The sequence below is a fragment of the Pseudomonas sp. genome (assembly GCF_048265905.1).
Lineage (GTDB): Bacteria > Pseudomonadota > Gammaproteobacteria > Pseudomonadales > Pseudomonadaceae > Aquipseudomonas.
The window spans coordinates 558914-576935 of sequence record NZ_JBLXAP010000001.1 but is presented as its reverse complement, the minus strand read 5'-3'; the positions used below and the strand labels follow the sequence as shown (position 1 = coordinate 576935).

The following is an 18022-nucleotide window of genomic DNA, read 5'->3' as shown; positions in this document are numbered from 1 at the left end:
ACGCTTTTTTACTTGCCCTTGTCCGGTTGATGAGTTGAAACCGAGTTAATTGAGTGGCAGATTTCTGATCGCCGCGACGTTGTTGCCTGTTGTCTGCTGTCGGGTATGCGTATAATCGACCACTTTATGAGCAAGAAGCGCGTTATGCAGCTGGTAAGAGGCCTACACAATCTGCGCCCCCAGCATCGGGACTGTGTCGCCACAATTGGTAATTTTGACGGCGTCCATCGTGGCCATCAGGCTATTTTGGCGCGTTTGCGTGAGCGAGCTGCAGAGCTTGGCGTACCCAGCTGCGTGGTGATTTTTGAGCCGCAACCCCGCGAGTTCTTTGGCCCGGACACAGCCCCTGCGCGGCTGACGCGCTTGCGTGACAAGCTTGCCTTGTTGGCTGCGGAAGGTGTTGATCGAGTATTGTGCCTGGCTTTCAATCGGCGCTTGCGTGAGTTGAGTGCCGCAGAGTTTGTGCACAAAGTGCTGGTCGACGGTTTGGGTGTGCGTCACTTGGAAGTGGGTGATGATTTTCGCTTTGGCTGCGACCGTGCGGGCGACTTTGCATTCTTGTCAGCTGCCGCAGAGCGCGAAGGGTTTAGCGTCGAGGCCGCCACCACGGTCGAACTCGATGGGATTCGTGTCAGCAGTACGCGGGTTCGCGAGGCACTGCAAAGCGCTGACTTTACTCTTGCAGAACTGCTGCTCGGACGCCCATTCCAAATTGCTGGGCGTGTCTTGCACGGCCAGAAGTTGGGGCGTCAGCTGAATGCGCCTACAGCCAATATTCAGCTCAAGCGTCGCCGAGTGCCATTGACCGGGGTTTATCTGGTCAGCACTGAAATCGACGGTAAATACTGGCCCGGCGTCGCCAATATTGGCGTACGGCCCAGTGTGAAGAGTGACGGTAGCGCCCATCTTGAGGTGCACCTTTTAGACTTTGCCGGTGATGTTTATGGCCGGCGTTTGACGGTGGCGTTCCACCACAAGCTGCGCGATGAGCAGCGATTTGCCTCTCTTGAGGCGCTAAAGACGGCAATTGCTGCCGATATTGCCGCCGCCCGTGCCCATTGGCGCACTTAAATAAATAGTGCCGACCGCTTAAATGAAGAGCCGAAATGACCGACTATAAAGCCACGCTAAACCTGCCTGATACCAAGTTCCCGATGAAGGCTGGCCTGCCGACGCGCGAGCCGGAAACCCTGAAGCGCTGGGACGATATTGGCTTGTATCAGAAACTGCGCGAGCTGGGCGAAGGCCGTCCAAAGTTTGTGCTGCACGATGGACCTCCATACGCCAACGGCAGCATTCATATCGGTCATGCGGTCAACAAGATTCTCAAAGACATCATCACCCGCTCGAAAACCCTGTCCGGCTACGACGCGCCGTATGTCCCGGGTTGGGATTGTCATGGCCTGCCGATCGAGCACAAGGTCGAGACCACCTTTGGCAAAAATCAACCCGCGGACCTCACCCGTGAGCGCTGCCGCACTTACGCGGGCGAACAGATTGAAGGTCAGAAAACTGACTTCATCCGTCTGGGTGTTCTCGGCGACTGGGAAAAACCTTATCGCACCATGGATTTCGCCAATGAAGCGGGCGAAGTGCGCGCTCTGGCTGAAATGGTCAAGCAAGGTTTTGTTTTTAAAGGCCTGAAGCCGGTCAACTGGTGTTTCGATTGCGGCTCGGCCCTGGCTGAGGCTGAAGTTGAATATCAGGATAAAAAGTCTGACGCCATCGACGTTGCGTTTGCCAGTGAAGACAACGACAAGCTGGCCGCTGCATTTGGCTTAAGCAGCCTGCCAAAGCCTGCCAGCATCGTCATCTGGACCACCACACCCTGGACCATTCCGGCCAACCAGGCGCTTAACGTTCATCCAGAGTTCAACTACGCGCTGGTCGATGTTGGCGACAAGTTGTTGCTGCTCGGCGAAGAGTTGGTAGAAAGCAGTCTTGAGCGTTATGGCCTGCAAGGCAGCGTCATTGCTACCGCCAAGGGCGAGGCTCTGGAGCTGATTCGTTTCCGCCATCCGTTCTACGAGCGGTTATCGCCTGTGTATCTGGCTGACTATGTCGAGATGGGCTCGGGTACTGGTATCGTTCACTCCGCTCCGGCCTATGGCGAAGACGACTTCCGTTCGTGCAAAGGCTACGGCATGAGCAACGACGATATCCTCAGCCCTGTACAGAGCAACGGCGTCTATGTTGAATCGCTGCCGTTCTTCGGTGGCCAGTTCATCTGGAAGGCCAACCCGAATATCGTCGCCAAGCTCGAAGAAGTGGGCGCCTTGCTCAAGCATCAGCCGATCCAGCACAGCTACATGCATTGCTGGCGCCACAAGACACCACTGATCTACCGTGCGACGGCGCAGTGGTTCGTCGGTATGGACAAGCAGCCCAATGAAGGCAACACGCTGCGTGAGCGCGCGCTGGGTGCAATTGAGCAAACTGAATTCGTTCCAGCCTGGGGCCAGGCGCGTCTGCACAGCATGATTGCTGGCCGTCCTGACTGGTGCATCTCGCGTCAGCGTAACTGGGGCGTGCCGATCCCGTTCTTCCTGCACAAGGAAAGCGGCGACCTGCACCCGCGCACCGCTGAACTGATGGAAGAAGTCGCCAAGCGCATCGAAGTCGAAGGTATCGAGGCCTGGTTCAAGCTCGACGCCAGTGAGTTGCTCGGTGATGAAGCCGCGCAGTACGACAAGATCAGCGACACGCTGGACGTCTGGTTCGACTCGGGCACCACGCACTGGCACGTTCTGCGTGGTTCACATGCCTTGGGTCATACCTCTGGCCCGCGTGCAGACCTGTACCTCGAAGGCTCCGACCAGCACCGTGGTTGGTTCCACTCGTCATTGCTCACCGGTTGTGCAATCGACGGTCACGCGCCTTATAAAGAGTTGCTGACTCACGGCTTTGTGGTCGATGAAAACGGCCGCAAGATGTCCAAGTCGCTGGGTAACGTAGTTGCGCCGCAGCAGGTGAACGACAGCTTGGGCGCAGACATCATGCGTTTGTGGGTATCGTCGACCGATTACTCCGGGGAGATGGCGGTGTCTAACGTCATCCTGCAGCGCAGTGCTGACTCGTACCGCCGTATCCGTAACACCGCGCGTTTCTTGCTCTCAAACCTCAGCGGTTTTGAGCCCGCCGAGCACGCATTGCCTGTTGATGAAATGCTTGCGCTTGATCGCTGGGCACTGGATCGCGCTTTGCTGCTGCAACGTGAAATCGAGGAAGCCTACGACAGCTACCGTTTCTGGAATGTGTACCAGAAAGTGCATAACTTCTGCGTGCAGGAGTTGGGCGGCTTCTACCTCGACATCATCAAGGATCGCCAATACACCACGGCGGCCGACAGTGTTGCGCGTCGCTCTTGCCAGACCGCTTTGTTCCATATCGCAGAAGCACTGGTTCGCTGGATTGCGCCAATCCTGGCTTTCACCGCCGATGAAATCTGGCAGTACCTGCCGGGCGAGCGTAACGAGTCGGTGATGCTCAACGGCTGGTATCAAGGCCTGACTGAGCAATCGCAAGACGTCGAAATGAACCGCGAATTCTGGGAGCGGGTCATGGCGGTCAAGGTTGCGGTCAACAAAGAGTTGGAAAATCAGCGTAAGGAAAAAGCCATTGGCGGCAACCTGCAAGCTGAAGTGACTGTGTACGGCGAAGACAGCCTGATCGCTGACCTTAACAAGCTTGGCAACGAGTTGCGCTTTGTTCTGATCACCTCAACCGCAAGCCTGGCTCCATTGAGCGCGGCTCCGGCTGATGCGGTTGAGACTGAAGTCGCTGGCCTGAAGCTTAAAGTGGTTAAGTCGGCGCATGCCAAGTGCGGTCGTTGCTGGCATCACCGTGAAGACGTTGGTGTGAATCCGGCGCACCCGGAAATCTGTGGTCGCTGTGTCGACAACATCGAAGGCGCTGGTGAGGTTCGCCATTATGCCTAATGTTTCAAGCCGCTTTGGGCGGCTTGCCTGGCTGTGGTTGACGCTCTTGGTGTTCGTCATCGATCAGGCTAGCAAATTCTATTTTGACAACACCTTGACCATGTACCAGCAAATCGTGGTGATCCCCGATTTGTTCAGTTGGACGCTGGCATACAACAAAGGCGCGGCCTTTAGCTTTCTCGCGACTGAGTCCGGTTGGCAGCGCTGGTTCTTTGCTGCAATCGCGATTGCCGTGAGTGTGGTGCTGGTGGTCTGGCTGAAACGCCTGAAAGCCGATGAAACTTTGCTTGCGGTGGCGCTAGCGCTAGTCTTGGGCGGTGCTATCGGTAATCTGGTTGACCGCATTGTGCTGGGCCATGTAGTCGATTTTATTCTGGTGCACTGGCAAAACCGCTGGCACTTTCCTGCATTCAACTTTGCTGACAGCGCAATCACTGTAGGTGCAATTCTGTTGGGTCTGGACATGTTTAAAAGTAAAAAGTCCGAGGAGCAAGCGGATGACTGATGTACGTATTGGCCCGGACCGCCAAGTGACTCTGCATTTCGCCATCAAGCTGGAAAACGGCGATGTGGTCGACAGCACATTCGACAAGCAGCCAGCAACCTTCAAGGTGGGCGATGGCAACTTGTTGCCGGGTTTTGAAGCCGCGCTGTTCGGTTTCAAGGCTGGCGACAAGCGCAGCATTGAAATTTTGCCGGAGCAGGGCTTTGGCCAGCCAAACCCGCAAAACCTGCAAGTGATGCCGCGCAACCAGTTTGAGGGCATGGATCTATCCCCCGGCTTGCTGATAATTTTCAACGATGCAGCCAACGCCGAGCTGCCAGGTGTGGTCAAAGAGTTTGACGACACCCAAGTGACGATCGATTTCAACCATCCCTTGGCCGGTAAAACCCTGAGCTTTGATGTTGAAATCATCGAGGTTAAAGCACTCTGATTGAGTGCAGTAGAAGGGCGCCTGCACCTACTTCTACACGTCCTTACATAGGTGGCCGATATGCACTGCGCGCCACCTGATGTAGGCTAATTACCCAGTATCTTTCGAATTGCACGGCGCAACGAGGCCAATATGCAGATTAAACTCGCAAACCCACGTGGCTTCTGTGCCGGCGTTGATCGCGCAATTGAGATTGTTAACCGTGCGCTGGAAGTGTTCTCGCCACCTATCTATGTGCGCCACGAGGTGGTGCATAACAAGTTTGTAGTCGAAGATTTACGCGCGCGCGGCGCGGTATTTGTCGAAGAGCTGGATCAGGTGCCAGACGATGTCATCGTTATCTTCAGTGCTCACGGCGTTTCCCAAGCGGTACGTGCCGAAGCTGACCGGCGCGGGCTAAAGGTCTTTGACGCGACTTGCCCGTTGGTGACCAAGGTGCATATGGAAGTGGTGCGCTACAGCCGGGAAGGGCGCGAATGTGTGCTTATCGGCCATGCTGGCCATCCAGAAGTCGAAGGCACAATGGGTCAATACGACACCAGTAATGGCGGCGCTATTTATCTGGTTGAAGACGAGAAAGACGTCGAAAAGCTGAAAGTCCGCAACCCTGAGGCGCTGGCGTTCGTCACCCAAACCACGTTGTCGATGGACGACACCAGTAAAGTCATCGATGCCCTGCGCAACAAGTTTCCAGCCATCGGCGGGCCGCGCAAAGATGACATCTGCTACGCCACCCAGAACCGCCAGGATGCGGTCAAACAGTTGGCTGCAGAATGCGATGTGCTTTTGGTCGTCGGCAGCCCCAACAGCTCCAACTCCAATCGCTTGCGCGAGCTTGCAGAGCGCATGGGCACGCCAGCCTACCTGATCGACGGCGCTGAAGACCTCAAGCAAGAGTGGTTTGCCGGCGTAAACGGCATCGGCATTACTGCTGGCGCCTCCGCACCAGAAGTTCTGGTGCGAGGCGTTATCTCCCAGCTACATGCTTGGGGCGCAACCGGCGAAAGCGAACTGCTTGGCCGGCCTGAGAATGTAACCTTCTCAATGCCTAAAGAGTTGCGGGTTAAGCAGGTTTAGGCCTCTTTTCTTACCAACAAAAAACCGCCGAGGCGGTTTTTTGTTGGTTGCGGGTTGGGTTTTAGAAGCTAGCGGCGCCAGCATTCGGCGAGGGTCGCTGATCCATCTTGGCCTTTAGCGCCAGTATTGCTTAAGGTCAAGGTTCCACATGTGTCGCCGCTCATTGAGCCTTTAGGTATCGCCTCTAATACATAGGTGTTTGCAGTCGGGGTGTCTTCTGCGAAGCTCAAGTCATAAGCACCGGTTGAGCTGTCTTTGGGGGCCTCTGTAAAAGGCAGATTAGGTGCGTTATTGCTTGCATCCAAGTACCTGCCGTTGGCGGTGTAAAAGCGCTCCATAAACTGAGAGAGTTCCAGCAAGGCTGTTTGCGCATCAGCACGACGAGCCTTGCGGACATACTCTTGGTATGACGGGTACGCTATTGCACTGATGATGCCGAGAATTGCAACGACAATCATCACTTCAATCAGGGTAAAACCGCCACTCGCTTTTTTAGGGGCATTATTGTTCCCGCACCTCAAATTCATTACTCCTTCCTCAATTCTCGCCAAGAGTGGCGACCAAATCGTTGCGAGGCCGCTACCGGTATGCATTCTGGAGCAGCGCCATTGGATCCTGCGTAGCACAGCCATTTATAGAGTGGTGCCACACCTTTGACTACGCCATCACTTGGGTCAGAAATAGACGACCAAGGTATGTTGTTACCGTCATTGTCATCGTTACCCACGTTGTAGGTGTCATCATCATTGATGTCACCATCACGGTCAGTGTCGAAATAAATGTAATTCAGGCGAGACCCGCTTGATAGATCAATTGCCATGATCCAGCTATCACCGCCGAAAGCACAAGGGTCTGCGGATGGGGTCATTGAAGTGACAATCACCCGCCCACTACGCAAAGTTGCTTTGGCGACTACACGCTCACCTTTTGTTCCTGTTTGTCCGCTTGTCGCCCACCAGTCAAAATCTAGGTACCAGCCTTTCTCATTCGTTAGCGCGTTGTCTGAGATTGCGCGAGCATTGAGGCCACTCTCAAGTGTCTGCTGAGCGATGATGGTCTGTTGCAGCAAGTTGCTACGTCCATTGATGGCAATGCCCTTATCAATGATTCCATAGAAGCTTTCGATTTGTGGGTTGGTTGGGATCTCATTGTCACCGGTTTTGTAGAAACTGCCGGTACCAAAGAAAATCATATGCTCGTTCTTTTCATTAAATGCTGAGCTTAATGGAGCGGTTATAGCTTGGCGGTCACCATTGCGATCTTTAGCTATAAACAAAGGACTGGAACCCAAGCTGGAGGGAATAGACCAGCTTGACGGATTGCTGTCTGCGAGGTCTATGCGCCAGACATTGCCAAGGGTATCGGCTACATACACACGGTCTGCTACCTGGTTGTAGTCTGTATCAGCAGCAAGTGGAGAGCCTAAGTTCCCACGTGTTGGCAGGGTAAATTCTTTGATAATGCTGCCGTCTGCAGCGTCTAATATCCATACTTTGCCGTCAGTAGACGGCGTTGTGTCGTGATAACCACTGCTGACAATGACGCCAAATTTTTCATTGGGTAAAGCCACTAAGGCCGGTTGCCCTATTGTGTAGCCCATGTCAGGGTGAGTGAACTCCCACATGACTTTGGACTTACTCATATTCGCTGGGTCGGTAATGTCCAAGGCGAACACACTATTTCCACCAGCGCCTGTCGTGCCAACCACCATGCTTTTCCATGCATTGCCGAGCCATACATCAGAGACTCTTGGGGTTCCATCCACATAGTACTGGTGAGTATATGCAGGGTCGGAAAGGTTTTTCAGGTTGCCGATAACGCTATTGGGTACGTAGGCAAATAGCTCGCTACCACCATTTTTTTGCGGATCAGTGATGTCTACCCGGGCATCGAAGCCATGAAGCATGCCGTCGTTTGCGCCCACCACAACCAAGGGCGTACGGTTTTGGTAAGCATTACTTGCACGAAAGGTTTTATAGGCTTGACCTACAGCGCCGTCGTTCCAAACGAGGCGTGAGTAACCGAAGTCTTGTTGGTGGAGGTACTGTGGATCTGAATTGATGATGTCGCCCAAGCGGCCGCCGCGTTCGCGGAACGGCAGGGTACGGTCATCAACAGTCATTTCGTTAGTACGGTCGCCCCTTAAGTAGGCCAGGCGGTTTTGGGTTGTGGTGTTTGATTCACTGGAGGTCGCTTTTAACAGTGTTTTTTGTGAGTCTTTTAACCCGTTGCTCCATGTAAAGTCTAACCCGGTGGTAGCAATTAGCTCATCGGAGCTTCCAGCAGAAGTGTCTGGGGTGATAGTAAAAATCTTACGGCTACCAGTGGCATTATTGCTGAGCGCGTCTAGCTTTGTCGCGGCGCTCCAGGCTGCATCTTCCGCGACCTCGCCATCAGTGCTGATACCGCGGGCGAATAAGTCGCCACTCCAAAAGCGGCTGTCTAGGCGAGACTGGAACAGCGCCGTATCGGTCTCGAGACGGGTTGAGTTTGTAGCGAGGGATGCAGTTGTGCTCTGAACTTCGTTAGCAATTTGCGCAAAGGCTTGTGTTAAGCCTGCAACCATGTTGTTTGCATCACTGGCTACGTAAAAGTTATCAGGGCGCGGGTAGTTGGTTGCAAGGTTATCAGTTGTTGTGCGCCACCAACTCGTCGGCAGTGCTGTTGCACGCTCTAAAGCAAGTCCGTAGTCATCGGGAACTTTAAATCCACCATATTTTGCAGCGAGCCAGTATTGGTTGTTATTTTTTGCGGCCAGTGATTCATTTTCACGAACATCAACCCAGTAGGTAGAGATGGTTTGTTTGCCCGCTGTGTCTGGGCGAATATCTGTAGTGTTCGCATAATAAGCAAGGCCAGCAATGTAGGCGGAGTTGTTACGGCCCGTAAACTCCGAGTTGGCACTTTTATTGATGCCTTCAAGATCAAAAACTTTTTGAGTATAAGCATTAACATTTAGGGTGTCAGATCCCACCGGGAGATCTCGATCCCAGTGCGTATTGACATCACCAATTCCCAAAATAACATTCTTTTGGCAAGCGTATTGAAGTGGATCGCTCCAGTTGGTCACAACAGGAAATAAGTCTTTTTGTATATTGTTAGATGTATTGGAGTAGGCGGATAGGTTGCCTTGCTCCTTGAAGTAGCGCAGTGCAGTATAGTAAAGCTCACTCACAGGATCGTTGGACTTTAGTTCGTTTGTGAGTTCACCGAATTTATTGATGTAATTGATAACGCCGCTATTGCCAATCGAGTCATTGTCTGGATTGGTTATAAATTGACCTGTTGTAGTATTCCATTCTACTGCGTCATTGCTCTGTTCCCCAGCTTGGCCAGGTGTTCTTTTTTGTGGCCCCACGTATTTCTGTGCAGAGCGAAGTACACCGCCATCTTTAGCAGTACCATCGATATTCAAATAGCTAAAGGCGCTGTAGCGGATGTCACCTGCGTAGCGTTGAATGAGTCCTTCAGGCTTATAGTTATTACCGTACTGAACGCAGTTAGGCTCAAGTAGACCTGGTACACAAACTTTGACCCGTACAGAAAAATATTCCGTGGTTTTTCCTGCGGTAATTTTTACAGTTTTATTCTTTTGATAGGTTTTTATTGCATCGGATACATTTCTGTTGGTGCTGGCGGATTTAACGCTCGCGGTTATGCTATTTGAGTTATAAGGGGTTACTTGAGAGATAGTGCTACTCCCACTAACCGTTACATCTGCATAAGATTCGCCTCTATTTTCGCGTGTGGCTTTTTCTAATATTGTTGTGGTTCGAGTGTCTACAGACCTGTACCCGCCCGTTAGCGCTTTTCGGAAGGGGTCAATCGTCTGGGTTGCAGCCCAGTTTAAATAGTTACCGCTCCATTTTCCGGTACAGTTTCTGCTGACGTTTGTAGGATAAAAATAACCACCACCGTTAGGTCCGTCGATATAGCCGAATGCTACGTGGGTGAAGGCTTCCTCTTGATATTGATAGCATTTTTCGCTGTCGAAATAACCGGCGTAAGTCGCATTGATATCGAAGTTACCTAAGTTCGCACGGCTGATAACGGTTGGGTATTCCACCGACGGAACAAGTGCCAGGTTACCGGGCACTGTACCTGCACCCAAGAGAAGTGGCGTTTGCGAGACGCCTGCATAGGTGGGCAGAGCGACTAAGGCGATACATGCTGATAGAGCGAAACTGGTACTGGCTTTAATAATGCCGAAAGCGGCGCGACGCGAAGTCATGGTTGCCCCTCCAGGGGTAGGTAAGTCGAGTGGCAAAGTGATCATTGTTCAACCAAGAATGTAGAGCGCAATTCGCTTTCGACACTAGGCGAGTCATCCGAGTCTGTGTTCAGGCCGTAGCCCGAGGACTCAACCCTGACGAGGGCACCTTCTTCATCAATAGGAACACCCGCTTCAGTGCCTGTTTGGATTTTAGCGAGCAGAGTTATTGTATAAGTTGGGTCTTCAGCGGTGCCTGGAAAGTCAGCGTAGGAACCAGCCTCTGGCTGCGCTTCTAACGTGTTGAGTTCTCCCGCTAGAAATTTCTCTGTTACGCGTTGCTCGCCTTTGCGTAGTGCCGCTTCTGATGCTTGCAGAGCCAGATTGCTATCGCGCATGTTGCCTGCCATGTTCTCTTGCAGTGCAGTGCCGCGAATACTGCTAATTCCAATAATGGTTAATAGCAACAGCATAATTAAAGCAACGATAAGAACTGCACCTTGCTGCTTTGAGTTGTTTAAAGTAGTAAGTGTATTCATGGCAGGCGATTCCGAATGCCGATAGTCGTAGAGAAGATACGGGCCAGTCGACGGTTATCAATGGTTACATCCGCACCATTGAACGCAATGACTTGGTTTTCCGCTAACACGTTGGTTTCAGCGCTGGTAACTAAGAGATTAATTTGTACCGAAACTACATTTTCCCAATTGGTCACACTTTGTGCCGGTACATAGTCAGTAACTTGCATGTTGATGCCGGCAATACCGTAGAGAATTTGCATGTCCTGCACGCCTTCAACTAACTCTTCTGTATTCCAGGTTGTGCCGCCAGCCGCCAAACGCTCCCTTACAAGGGATGGCTGGCGCCCTGCGTTTGCACGGATATAGTAGGTCGCATTCTGAACGGTTAGCGCTTCAGTTTCTGCGGTGTAATCATGCGTCCAGTCTGCGTTTGTGTTTATTCCCCCGTCTCGCGAAACCGCATTTTCAGTAGCGGCTGCTGTATTTTGGAACAGATCGCAAGATATCGAGTCGGAGATCAGGGTGATGGCGCCTTCGGGTATCCCCGGGTTAGTACTGAAACCAACGGCTTCTGAAGCGGCGGTATTGGTAGTGTCCGCAGCAATGTCACCAACTCCGGCGGCGAGCTTAACCAGTATCGCATCTGTACCTCCCAATGGCGTTCCATTGAGGTGGCTGGGTTTTGTTGCAATGTTATTCCAGCCTTTAAGTGCTGAAGTAAGATTCAATAGGCCACTTTGATCATTGGTTAAATGATTGAGTGGCTCACCTAAGCACTGCCCTTTGTATCCTGTGTTACGAATATCTTGCGTTAGAAATTCGATGGCAAAACGGCCATTTTCCTGTACGCGTGATAATGCATTGTTAGTGCTGTAGGTTTGTTTGCTAGAGAGAAATATCTGGGTTACCCCCAAAATCAATAGCAGACTGAGTGTGATAGCAATCATCAACTCAACCAGAGATAGGCCTCGCTGCCTACTGATGGAAAGCGCGTTCATATTTCGGTCCGATAGACAAATATTTCAGTGTTGGTTGACTCGTCATCAGTTGCCTTGATGCGGCCACGGTTGTCATCCCACCGAACGGATATAGTGACCAGCGTGTCACTGCGTTCAACTTTTCCAGTGCCATCAGGCAGGTTCAATGCCAGGTTATTCAGCCACTGTGCAAGGTCCTTATCGGCTTGGCTGCCGGTAACCCCATTATTGCTAGCTGAAGTCGGAAAATCGATTACATAATCATCTTTCAGGGCTTGGGTGCGGTTTGCACGCATTCTATCGGCCAAATCGTAAGCAAGTATTGTTGCTTGTGAACGGTAATAAGCACTTTGATTGCTCTGTACGCTTGTGCTTTGCAGTCCTGCAAGGCCAATTAGGCCAATCGATAAAATGACTACTGTGATCAGAACTTCGATCAAGGTTGCCCCATTTTGTCGAGGCAGTAAGGATCTAGTCATTGGCAGGACCCCTTAGTCGATGATGTGCTACCTGTTGTATTGACTGACAGGGTGCGCCGCTGCTGACCGCTACAATTTGGCGGCGTTACTGACCATTGTTCGGCGCTTGAGCTTAATCCGTTGCTGCGGAAGCTGATCCCGGCAGTGGGGCCGGTAATGGTGGCTCCAGAGGCGGGATCCCATACTTTGAGAATGTCGCCATTTGCCAATTCAACTAACCAGCCGTTCGCCCAGTTTGTGCCATCCGCACAATCATCTTGAGCAGCATTGCTGCGGCATACAGTTACATTCTGGCGCCGTTTTATTGCCTCAGAGCGTGCAAGTTGCAGAGCTCCTTGCAGTTCGTTGGCTAAAGCAGATGCACGGTTATCCGCCAGTAGATTGCTAAAGGATGGCGCTGCAACTGTTATCACAATTGCAAGCACTGCGACTGTGACCATCAGTTCAATTAAGGTGAAGCCCTTGGAGTGAGGCATAGCGCGTCTCGGGTATTTTTACAGCGCCTATCTTTACAGCACCGCCTGCTCCAATAAAGCGTCGGGGGGATATTCGGTCGGTTAAGGTGGTTGGACGGGGTTAGGGTGTGCAGTTGTTCACGCTTTTGGGGGTGGCAAGCCGTACTCGTCCGGCGGCATTAAGTATGAGGCGTCTAACCGGAGTGGTATTTTCACAGAGAGTAAATGTTCCATTCAGGCTGTAGGTTGTTCCGTCTGCTCTAAAGCTCATGTGCCGCTGGTTACGGAAGTTGCTCCATACCCAGCTGTAATTTTCATGCAGGGTCTCTTGCCTAAGCAATTTGTCGTCGTGGTCGAGTAGGCCGTTTCGATTGTTGTCAGTGAATATAATGAAGTCGGTTTGCCAATTGGGGCGTTCGATGCAATCAGTTTTTCCAGTGCAGAGGCTCACCATGATGTTTTTGGTAATGGCTGTTGTGCGTGCGAAATTGAGGGCTCGAATTAATTGGTTGGTATGAGAGGCTTCTCGCTGATTGTTTATGAGTTTACTGAACCTTGGAGTCGCTAGGCTTAATAGAATTGCAAGTACACTGAGGCTGACAAGCAGTTCGATTAGGGTGAAGGCATCTTGTTTTGAGCATTTCATGACGAACCTTGATTGTTAAGGCTTTGATCTCGTTGAATAGAGCTACACGACTGGATAAGCGACTGAGCGCAGGTGGCTTATTTTTTCCAAGTAGGTATCAAATGCGTTTACGGTGGCTACCGGCTTTAGGTTCAGCTATCAACTGTATGGTTTGGCTCATTGCTAGCGTTTCTGCGCCTAGCGCAATTGTTTCAGCGGTTTTATAAGCGAGGGTGAAGCTAGTGGGGGGAGCAGTTGTCATTGTTGGTGGTGGTGTTATCGGTCTTTTGTCAGCGCTGAATTTGGCGAAACACTGCGATGTGGTTTTGCTTGAGTCCGCAGCCGTCGGTACCGAGGCATCTTGGGCGGGCGGTGGTATCGTTTCGCCGCTTTATCCATGGCGATACAGCGATGCGGTAACGGCTTTGGCGCAGTGGTCGCAGAACTTTTATCCTGAACTGGGCGAGCATTTGCTTGAGGTCACAGGCATTGATCCCGAGGTGTATTCGACCGGTTTGTATTGGCTGGATCTTGACGATGAACATGAGGCTTTGGCCTGGGCTGGCTCGGCACAAAAAGTCCTTAAAGCTGTAGATATCACTGAAGTTCACGCGGCAGTACCGGCTTTAGGAATGGGTTATAAACGTGCGATTTATATGCCGGATGTAGCCAACGTGCGTAACCCCCGACTGGTTAAGGCGTTGCGCGCAGCGTTGCTGAAATTGCCAAATGTCACCCTGAAAGAGCACAGCCCAGTCAGCGGGTTTATTCAGGAAGGCGATCGAATTGTTGGGGTGCAAACTGCTGCAGGCCCAGTTATGGCGGATCAAGTTGTGCTTGCTGCGGGCGCATGGAGCGGCGAGTTACTTAAGTCCCTTGGGATTGAATTGCCGGTCGAGCCGGTTAAAGGGCAGATGATTCTCTATAAGTGTGCCGCTGACTTTTTGCCGAGCATGGTGCTGGCAAAGGGGCGCTATGCAATCCCGCGTCGCGATGGCCACATCCTGGTTGGCAGTACGCTTGAACATGAAGGCTTTGATAAAACGCCTACCGATATAGCGCTGGCTAGTCTCAAGGCCTCTGCTGAAGAGCTTTTGCCTGCGTTGGCGGATGCCGAAGTGGTTGGTCACTGGGCTGGCTTGCGCCCGAGTTCGCCTGAAGGCATTCCGTTTATTGGTCCGCTGCCTGAGATTGAAGGGCTTTGGCTAAATTGTGGTCATTACCGTAATGGCTTGGTTTTGGCACCTGCATCGTGCCAATTGCTGGCTGATTTAATGCTGGGCCGTACACCGATAATCGACCCCGCGCCTTACGCGCCCGAAGGCAGGCTTTGATCTTCCAAGCTGCGTAGGGTGCGACAACGCGAAGCTTGTCCACCAGAATTCGCCGCGCAACCGAGTTGCACGCCGCAAACGGCGGACAGAAAAGCGCTGTCCGCCCTACAGGATGGAGTTGCCTGCGTAGGGTGCGACAACGCGAAGCTTGTCCATCAGAATTCGCCGCGCAACCGAGTTGCACGGCGCAAATGGCGGGCAGAAAAGCGTTGCCCGCCCTACAGGGTGGAGTTGCCTGCGTAGGGTGCGACAACGCGAAGCTTGTCCACCGGGCCGGTCAGTCAATTCCGAGTTTTTTCAGCCTGTAGCGCATCGAGCGAAAGCTCAAGCCGAGCCGTTGCGCCGCCGCCGTGCGATTCCATCGGGTTTCTTCCAGGGCCTGGACGATGAGTTTGCGCTCGATATTTTCCAGGTAATCTTCCAGATTGTCTATTTGCGCCAGGTTGGCTTCGCCTTGTTCGAACGAGGTGCCGGCATCTGCAAGGCGCAGGTCTGCTGCGGTGATTTGATCGTCTTCGCAGAGCGTGTAGGCGCGTTCGAGCATGTTTTCAAGCTCGCGCACGTTGCCGGGGAAACGGTAGCTCTTAAGTTTTTCCAAGGCTTCGGGTTGCAGCGTCGCAGCGGTTGCTCCGCCACCATTCGACAGGCGCTTAAGCATGACATCGGCAAGTTCCAGGATGTCTTCGCGGCGTTCGCGCAATGCCGGGACCCGGAGTTCGATCACGTTAAGCCGGTAGAACAAATCTTGACGAAAACGCTCGGCCGCAACTTCGGCGCCCAAGTCTTTGTGGGTTGCGCAAAGAATGCGCACATCAACCACCACTTCATGCTGGCCGCCGACGGTGCGCACTGCTTTTTCCTGGATTGCCCGCAGCAGCTTGACCTGCATGGTCAAGGGTAAATCTGCCACCTCGTCGAGAAACAGCGTGCCGCCATTTGCCGCTTGAAACAGTCCTTGTTTATCTTCTACCGCGCCCGTGAAGCTGCCTTTTTTGTGGCCGAAGAATTCACTTTCCATTAACTCAGAAGGAATCGCGCCACAGTTCACCGGCACAAAAGGTTGTTCGCTGCGCGGGCCTTGTTCGTGGATGAGCCGGGCCACGAGTTCTTTGCCGCTACCGGATTCGCCACTGATGTAGACCGGCGCCTGGCTGCGTGCAAGCTTGTGGATCTGCTTGCGCAGGGTGCGCATGGGAGGCGAGTCACCGAGTAGGCGACTGTCTACCGGGACTTCCTTGCCGTCAGCAGCCTGAATGCGTAGCGCGGTGGCGACGAGTTCACGTAGACGACCGAGGTCGACTGGCTTGGTGAGAAAGTCGAAAGCACCGGACTTAAGTGCATTGATTGCAGTATCAAGACTGCCGTAGGCGGTAATCATCGCAACAGGCATTTGCGGGTGGCGTTGGGCGATGTATTGCACCAGGTCCATACCCGTACCGTCGGGTAGCCGCATGTCGGTCAGGCATAAATCAAAGGGTTCCTTGGCCAGCCATTCGCGCGCCTCTTTAACGTTGCGTGCGCAACGTGTATCGAGCTTCATCCTGCCCAGAGTTATCTCAAGAAGTTCACGGATATCCGGTTCATCGTCGACGATCAGGGCTCTCTGGCGGGTCATTGTAAGCTCAGTTTGCTGGCGTGGGCGAAGGTGATGCGAAAGCAGCTGCCACCCTCTTCGCGGGGTTTATAGTCAATGTGGGCCTGGTTGCTCTCGCAGAGTTCACGAGAAATATACAGACCTAAGCCGGTGCCCTTGGCTTCGGTGGTAAAGAAGGGCTCGAAGATATTCTGATTCTGCTCCGGCGAAACGCCTGGTCCATCATCAAGGATTTCCAGTACCGGAAGGTCGCGCTCGGGCTCGCGGAACAGTTGCAACCAAACCTGGCCCCGCGGGTTCTTTTGGGCGCTGTAGCGCAAGCCGTTCTGGACCAGATTGCTCAGTACCTGAGTCAGCTGATTGGGGTCCATACGTGTATGAATGGTACCGACCTGGGTATCCAGGTGCAGGGTTTGGTTCGCGGGCATGGTGCTGCGAAACTCGCTGGCAAAGCGGTGCAGCCAGTACTTGAGGTCGAGCAGTTGAGGTTCCGACTGGCGTCTGCGCGAAAGCTGCAGCACGTTCTCAATCACCAGGTTCATGCGTCGTGTGTGATCGTGAATGATTTGTGCCAATCGCTGGTCTGGCTGGGTAAGCTCTTCAGACTCCTGGAGCAATTGCGCGGCATGGCTTATCGCTCCGAGTGGATTGCGGATCTCGTGAGCAATACCGGCGGTTAGGCGACCAAGAGATGCGAGTTTGAGCTGCTGGGCTTGCTGAGCTATCTGCGAGATATCTTCGAGAAACACTAATATGTGGCGTTGTTGCCCGCGTTGCAGTGCGACAAAGCTTGGCTGCACGATAGGGCCGTCTGCGAACGCTTGCAGACTGGCAGGGCGCATGGCCGGGTTTTGGCGCCACTGTTGCAGGCGCTTGATCAGTTCAGGGGTGTGCGGATCAAGAATTTTCCCCGCCAGATTGTCACTGCCGAGCAGCGTCAGCGCCCCGTGATTGGCCAGCAACACACGGTGCATGTTGTCCAAGACCAGAATGCCTGTGCGCATTCTCTCAATGATCAGCGCATTGAGGATTTCCAGGCCCGCAACGTCTGCTGCGCGCGCGCTGGCTAACTGTTCACTGTCATGCAGGCGTCGGGTAATCCCTTGAACAAACAAGGCTGCCGCGAAACAAAGCGCTCCCAGCGCGCCAGCCTGGATATATTGGCTGGCGGCGGCGGGGCGGCTGAGGCTCAGGTAGAACGTCAGATAGATCAAACCAACCGCGGCGGTGGCGGCAATAAAGATACCGATGCGCCCGCGTAGCAGGATGTTAGAGATGGCGACTGCAACGATCAGCAGGTTGCCGATACCGCTGGGCGTGCCGCCGGCCGCATAAAACAGGCACGACAACAGAATAACGTCGACCATTGCCAGGCTGACAACCTGCATGGAGCGTTTGGGTTGCTGGACTGCAAGGGTAACCAGCACATTGAATATCAGATAAAACCAACTGACGTTACGAAACAGCGTGGCGTGGGTCATCTCCAGCAGCTGTATATCCATTTCGCTTGAAATCAGCAGGACCAACAGCAGGCCGATGATCAGCCTGTAGAGGTGATACAGCTTGAGAATTCGTATGCCCTGGGTACCGCCCAGGGCCAGCGCGTCATTTACCACCTTGGTCAGAACCCTGTTTTAGGTGCTCGGTGCTGCAAAACCATTGCTGCTCACTGGCTATTGCGTGCTGGCGGGGCAGATGCACGCCACAGTGTGCGCAGCGCACCATAGGTTCTGGCTTGGTTGCCTGTTTCGGATTGGCTGTGCGCTTGGCTTGCATGAAGCGCCGCCATAGCCAGTAAACCATTGCGACAATTGCCAGGATAAAAAGCAGGCGAAATAGGCCCATAACAGACTCTTCTTAATTGATAGCAGCAGTTT

16 protein-coding genes are annotated in these 18022 nt (G+C 53.0%); 6 read left to right on the top strand and 10 right to left on the bottom strand.

What is annotated here, in order from left to right:
- Positions 1–144: 144 nt before the first annotated feature.
- From ribF to ispH, 5 genes are all read left to right on the top strand, one after another.
- Complete coding sequence (gene ribF, locus ACN0UH_RS02710; protein WP_417660597.1) at positions 145–1071, top strand: bifunctional riboflavin kinase/FAD synthetase; 927 nt, start codon at positions 145–147, stop codon at positions 1069–1071.
- 35 nt (positions 1072–1106) lie between these two features.
- The gene (gene ileS, locus ACN0UH_RS02705) at positions 1107–3938 is read left to right on the top strand and encodes an isoleucine--tRNA ligase (protein WP_417660596.1); all 2832 of its coding nucleotides are present in this window, start codon (positions 1107–1109) and stop codon (positions 3936–3938) included.
- Entirely contained in the window at positions 3931–4443 is a 513-nt protein-coding gene (gene lspA / locus ACN0UH_RS02700; RefSeq protein WP_417660595.1) for a signal peptidase II, read from the top strand. Before ileS ends, lspA begins: the two co-directional genes overlap by 8 nt.
- Entirely contained in the window at positions 4436–4873 is a 438-nt protein-coding gene (locus ACN0UH_RS02695; RefSeq protein WP_417660594.1) for an FKBP-type peptidyl-prolyl cis-trans isomerase, read from the top strand. The genes lspA and ACN0UH_RS02695 overlap by 8 nt, the downstream gene beginning before the upstream one ends.
- A gap of 132 nt (positions 4874–5005) precedes the next feature.
- Positions 5006–5950 (top strand): 4-hydroxy-3-methylbut-2-enyl diphosphate reductase, encoded by a 945-nt coding sequence (gene ispH, locus ACN0UH_RS02690; protein ID WP_417660593.1) that lies wholly within the window; start codon positions 5006–5008, stop codon positions 5948–5950.
- A gap of 68 nt (positions 5951–6018) precedes the next feature.
- Here the strand turns inward: ispH and ACN0UH_RS02685 are convergent, their stop codons facing one another.
- From ACN0UH_RS02685 to ACN0UH_RS02655, 7 genes are all read right to left on the bottom strand, one after another.
- Positions 6019–6477, bottom strand: coding sequence for a type IV pilin protein (locus ACN0UH_RS02685; protein ID WP_417660592.1), 459 nt, complete (start codon positions 6475–6477; stop codon positions 6019–6021).
- Positions 6477–10181, bottom strand: coding sequence for a pilus assembly protein (locus ACN0UH_RS02680; protein WP_417660591.1), 3705 nt, complete (start codon positions 10179–10181; stop codon positions 6477–6479). Before ACN0UH_RS02680 ends, ACN0UH_RS02685 begins: the two co-directional genes overlap by 1 nt.
- A gap of 41 nt (positions 10182–10222) precedes the next feature.
- Entirely contained in the window at positions 10223–10699 is a 477-nt protein-coding gene (locus tag ACN0UH_RS02675; RefSeq protein ID WP_417660590.1) for a pilus assembly PilX family protein, read from the bottom strand.
- The gene (locus tag ACN0UH_RS02670; protein ID WP_417660589.1) at positions 10696–11679 is read right to left on the bottom strand and encodes a PilW family protein; all 984 of its coding nucleotides are present in this window, start codon (positions 11677–11679) and stop codon (positions 10696–10698) included. The genes ACN0UH_RS02675 and ACN0UH_RS02670 overlap by 4 nt, the downstream gene beginning before the upstream one ends.
- Entirely contained in the window at positions 11676–12137 is a 462-nt protein-coding gene (gene pilV, locus ACN0UH_RS02665; RefSeq protein WP_417660588.1) for a type IV pilus modification protein PilV, read from the bottom strand. Before pilV ends, ACN0UH_RS02670 begins: the two co-directional genes overlap by 4 nt.
- A complete protein-coding gene (locus ACN0UH_RS02660) occupies positions 12134–12613 on the bottom strand; it encodes a GspH/FimT family pseudopilin (RefSeq protein WP_417660587.1) in 480 nt (159 codons plus the stop codon). Before ACN0UH_RS02660 ends, pilV begins: the two co-directional genes overlap by 4 nt.
- A 100-nt stretch (positions 12614–12713) precedes the next feature.
- Complete coding sequence (locus tag ACN0UH_RS02655) at positions 12714–13238, bottom strand: GspH/FimT family pseudopilin (protein WP_417660586.1); 525 nt, start codon at positions 13236–13238, stop codon at positions 12714–12716.
- A 221-nt stretch (positions 13239–13459) separates the two neighbouring features.
- On the opposite strand from ACN0UH_RS02655, the gene thiO reads away from it, so the two are divergent.
- Positions 13460–14551: a glycine oxidase ThiO gene (gene thiO, locus ACN0UH_RS02650; protein ID WP_417660585.1), complete on the top strand. Its 1092-nt coding sequence runs from the start codon at positions 13460–13462 to the stop codon at positions 14549–14551.
- Between the two features lie 277 nt (positions 14552–14828).
- On the opposite strand, the gene ACN0UH_RS02645 is transcribed toward thiO, so the two are convergent.
- The 3 genes from ACN0UH_RS02645 to ACN0UH_RS02635 are packed head-to-tail and all read right to left on the bottom strand — an operon-like array spanning position 14829 to position 17990.
- Entirely contained in the window at positions 14829–16166 is a 1338-nt protein-coding gene (locus ACN0UH_RS02645; RefSeq protein WP_417660584.1) for a sigma-54-dependent transcriptional regulator, read from the bottom strand.
- Positions 16163–17761: a two-component system sensor histidine kinase NtrB gene (locus ACN0UH_RS02640; RefSeq protein ID WP_417660583.1), complete on the bottom strand. Its 1599-nt coding sequence runs from the start codon at positions 17759–17761 to the stop codon at positions 16163–16165. Before ACN0UH_RS02640 ends, ACN0UH_RS02645 begins: the two co-directional genes overlap by 4 nt.
- Complete coding sequence (locus ACN0UH_RS02635) at positions 17751–17990, bottom strand: PP0621 family protein (RefSeq protein WP_417660582.1); 240 nt, start codon at positions 17988–17990, stop codon at positions 17751–17753. The genes ACN0UH_RS02640 and ACN0UH_RS02635 overlap by 11 nt, the downstream gene beginning before the upstream one ends.
- Between the last annotated feature and the right edge of the window lie 32 nt (positions 17991–18022).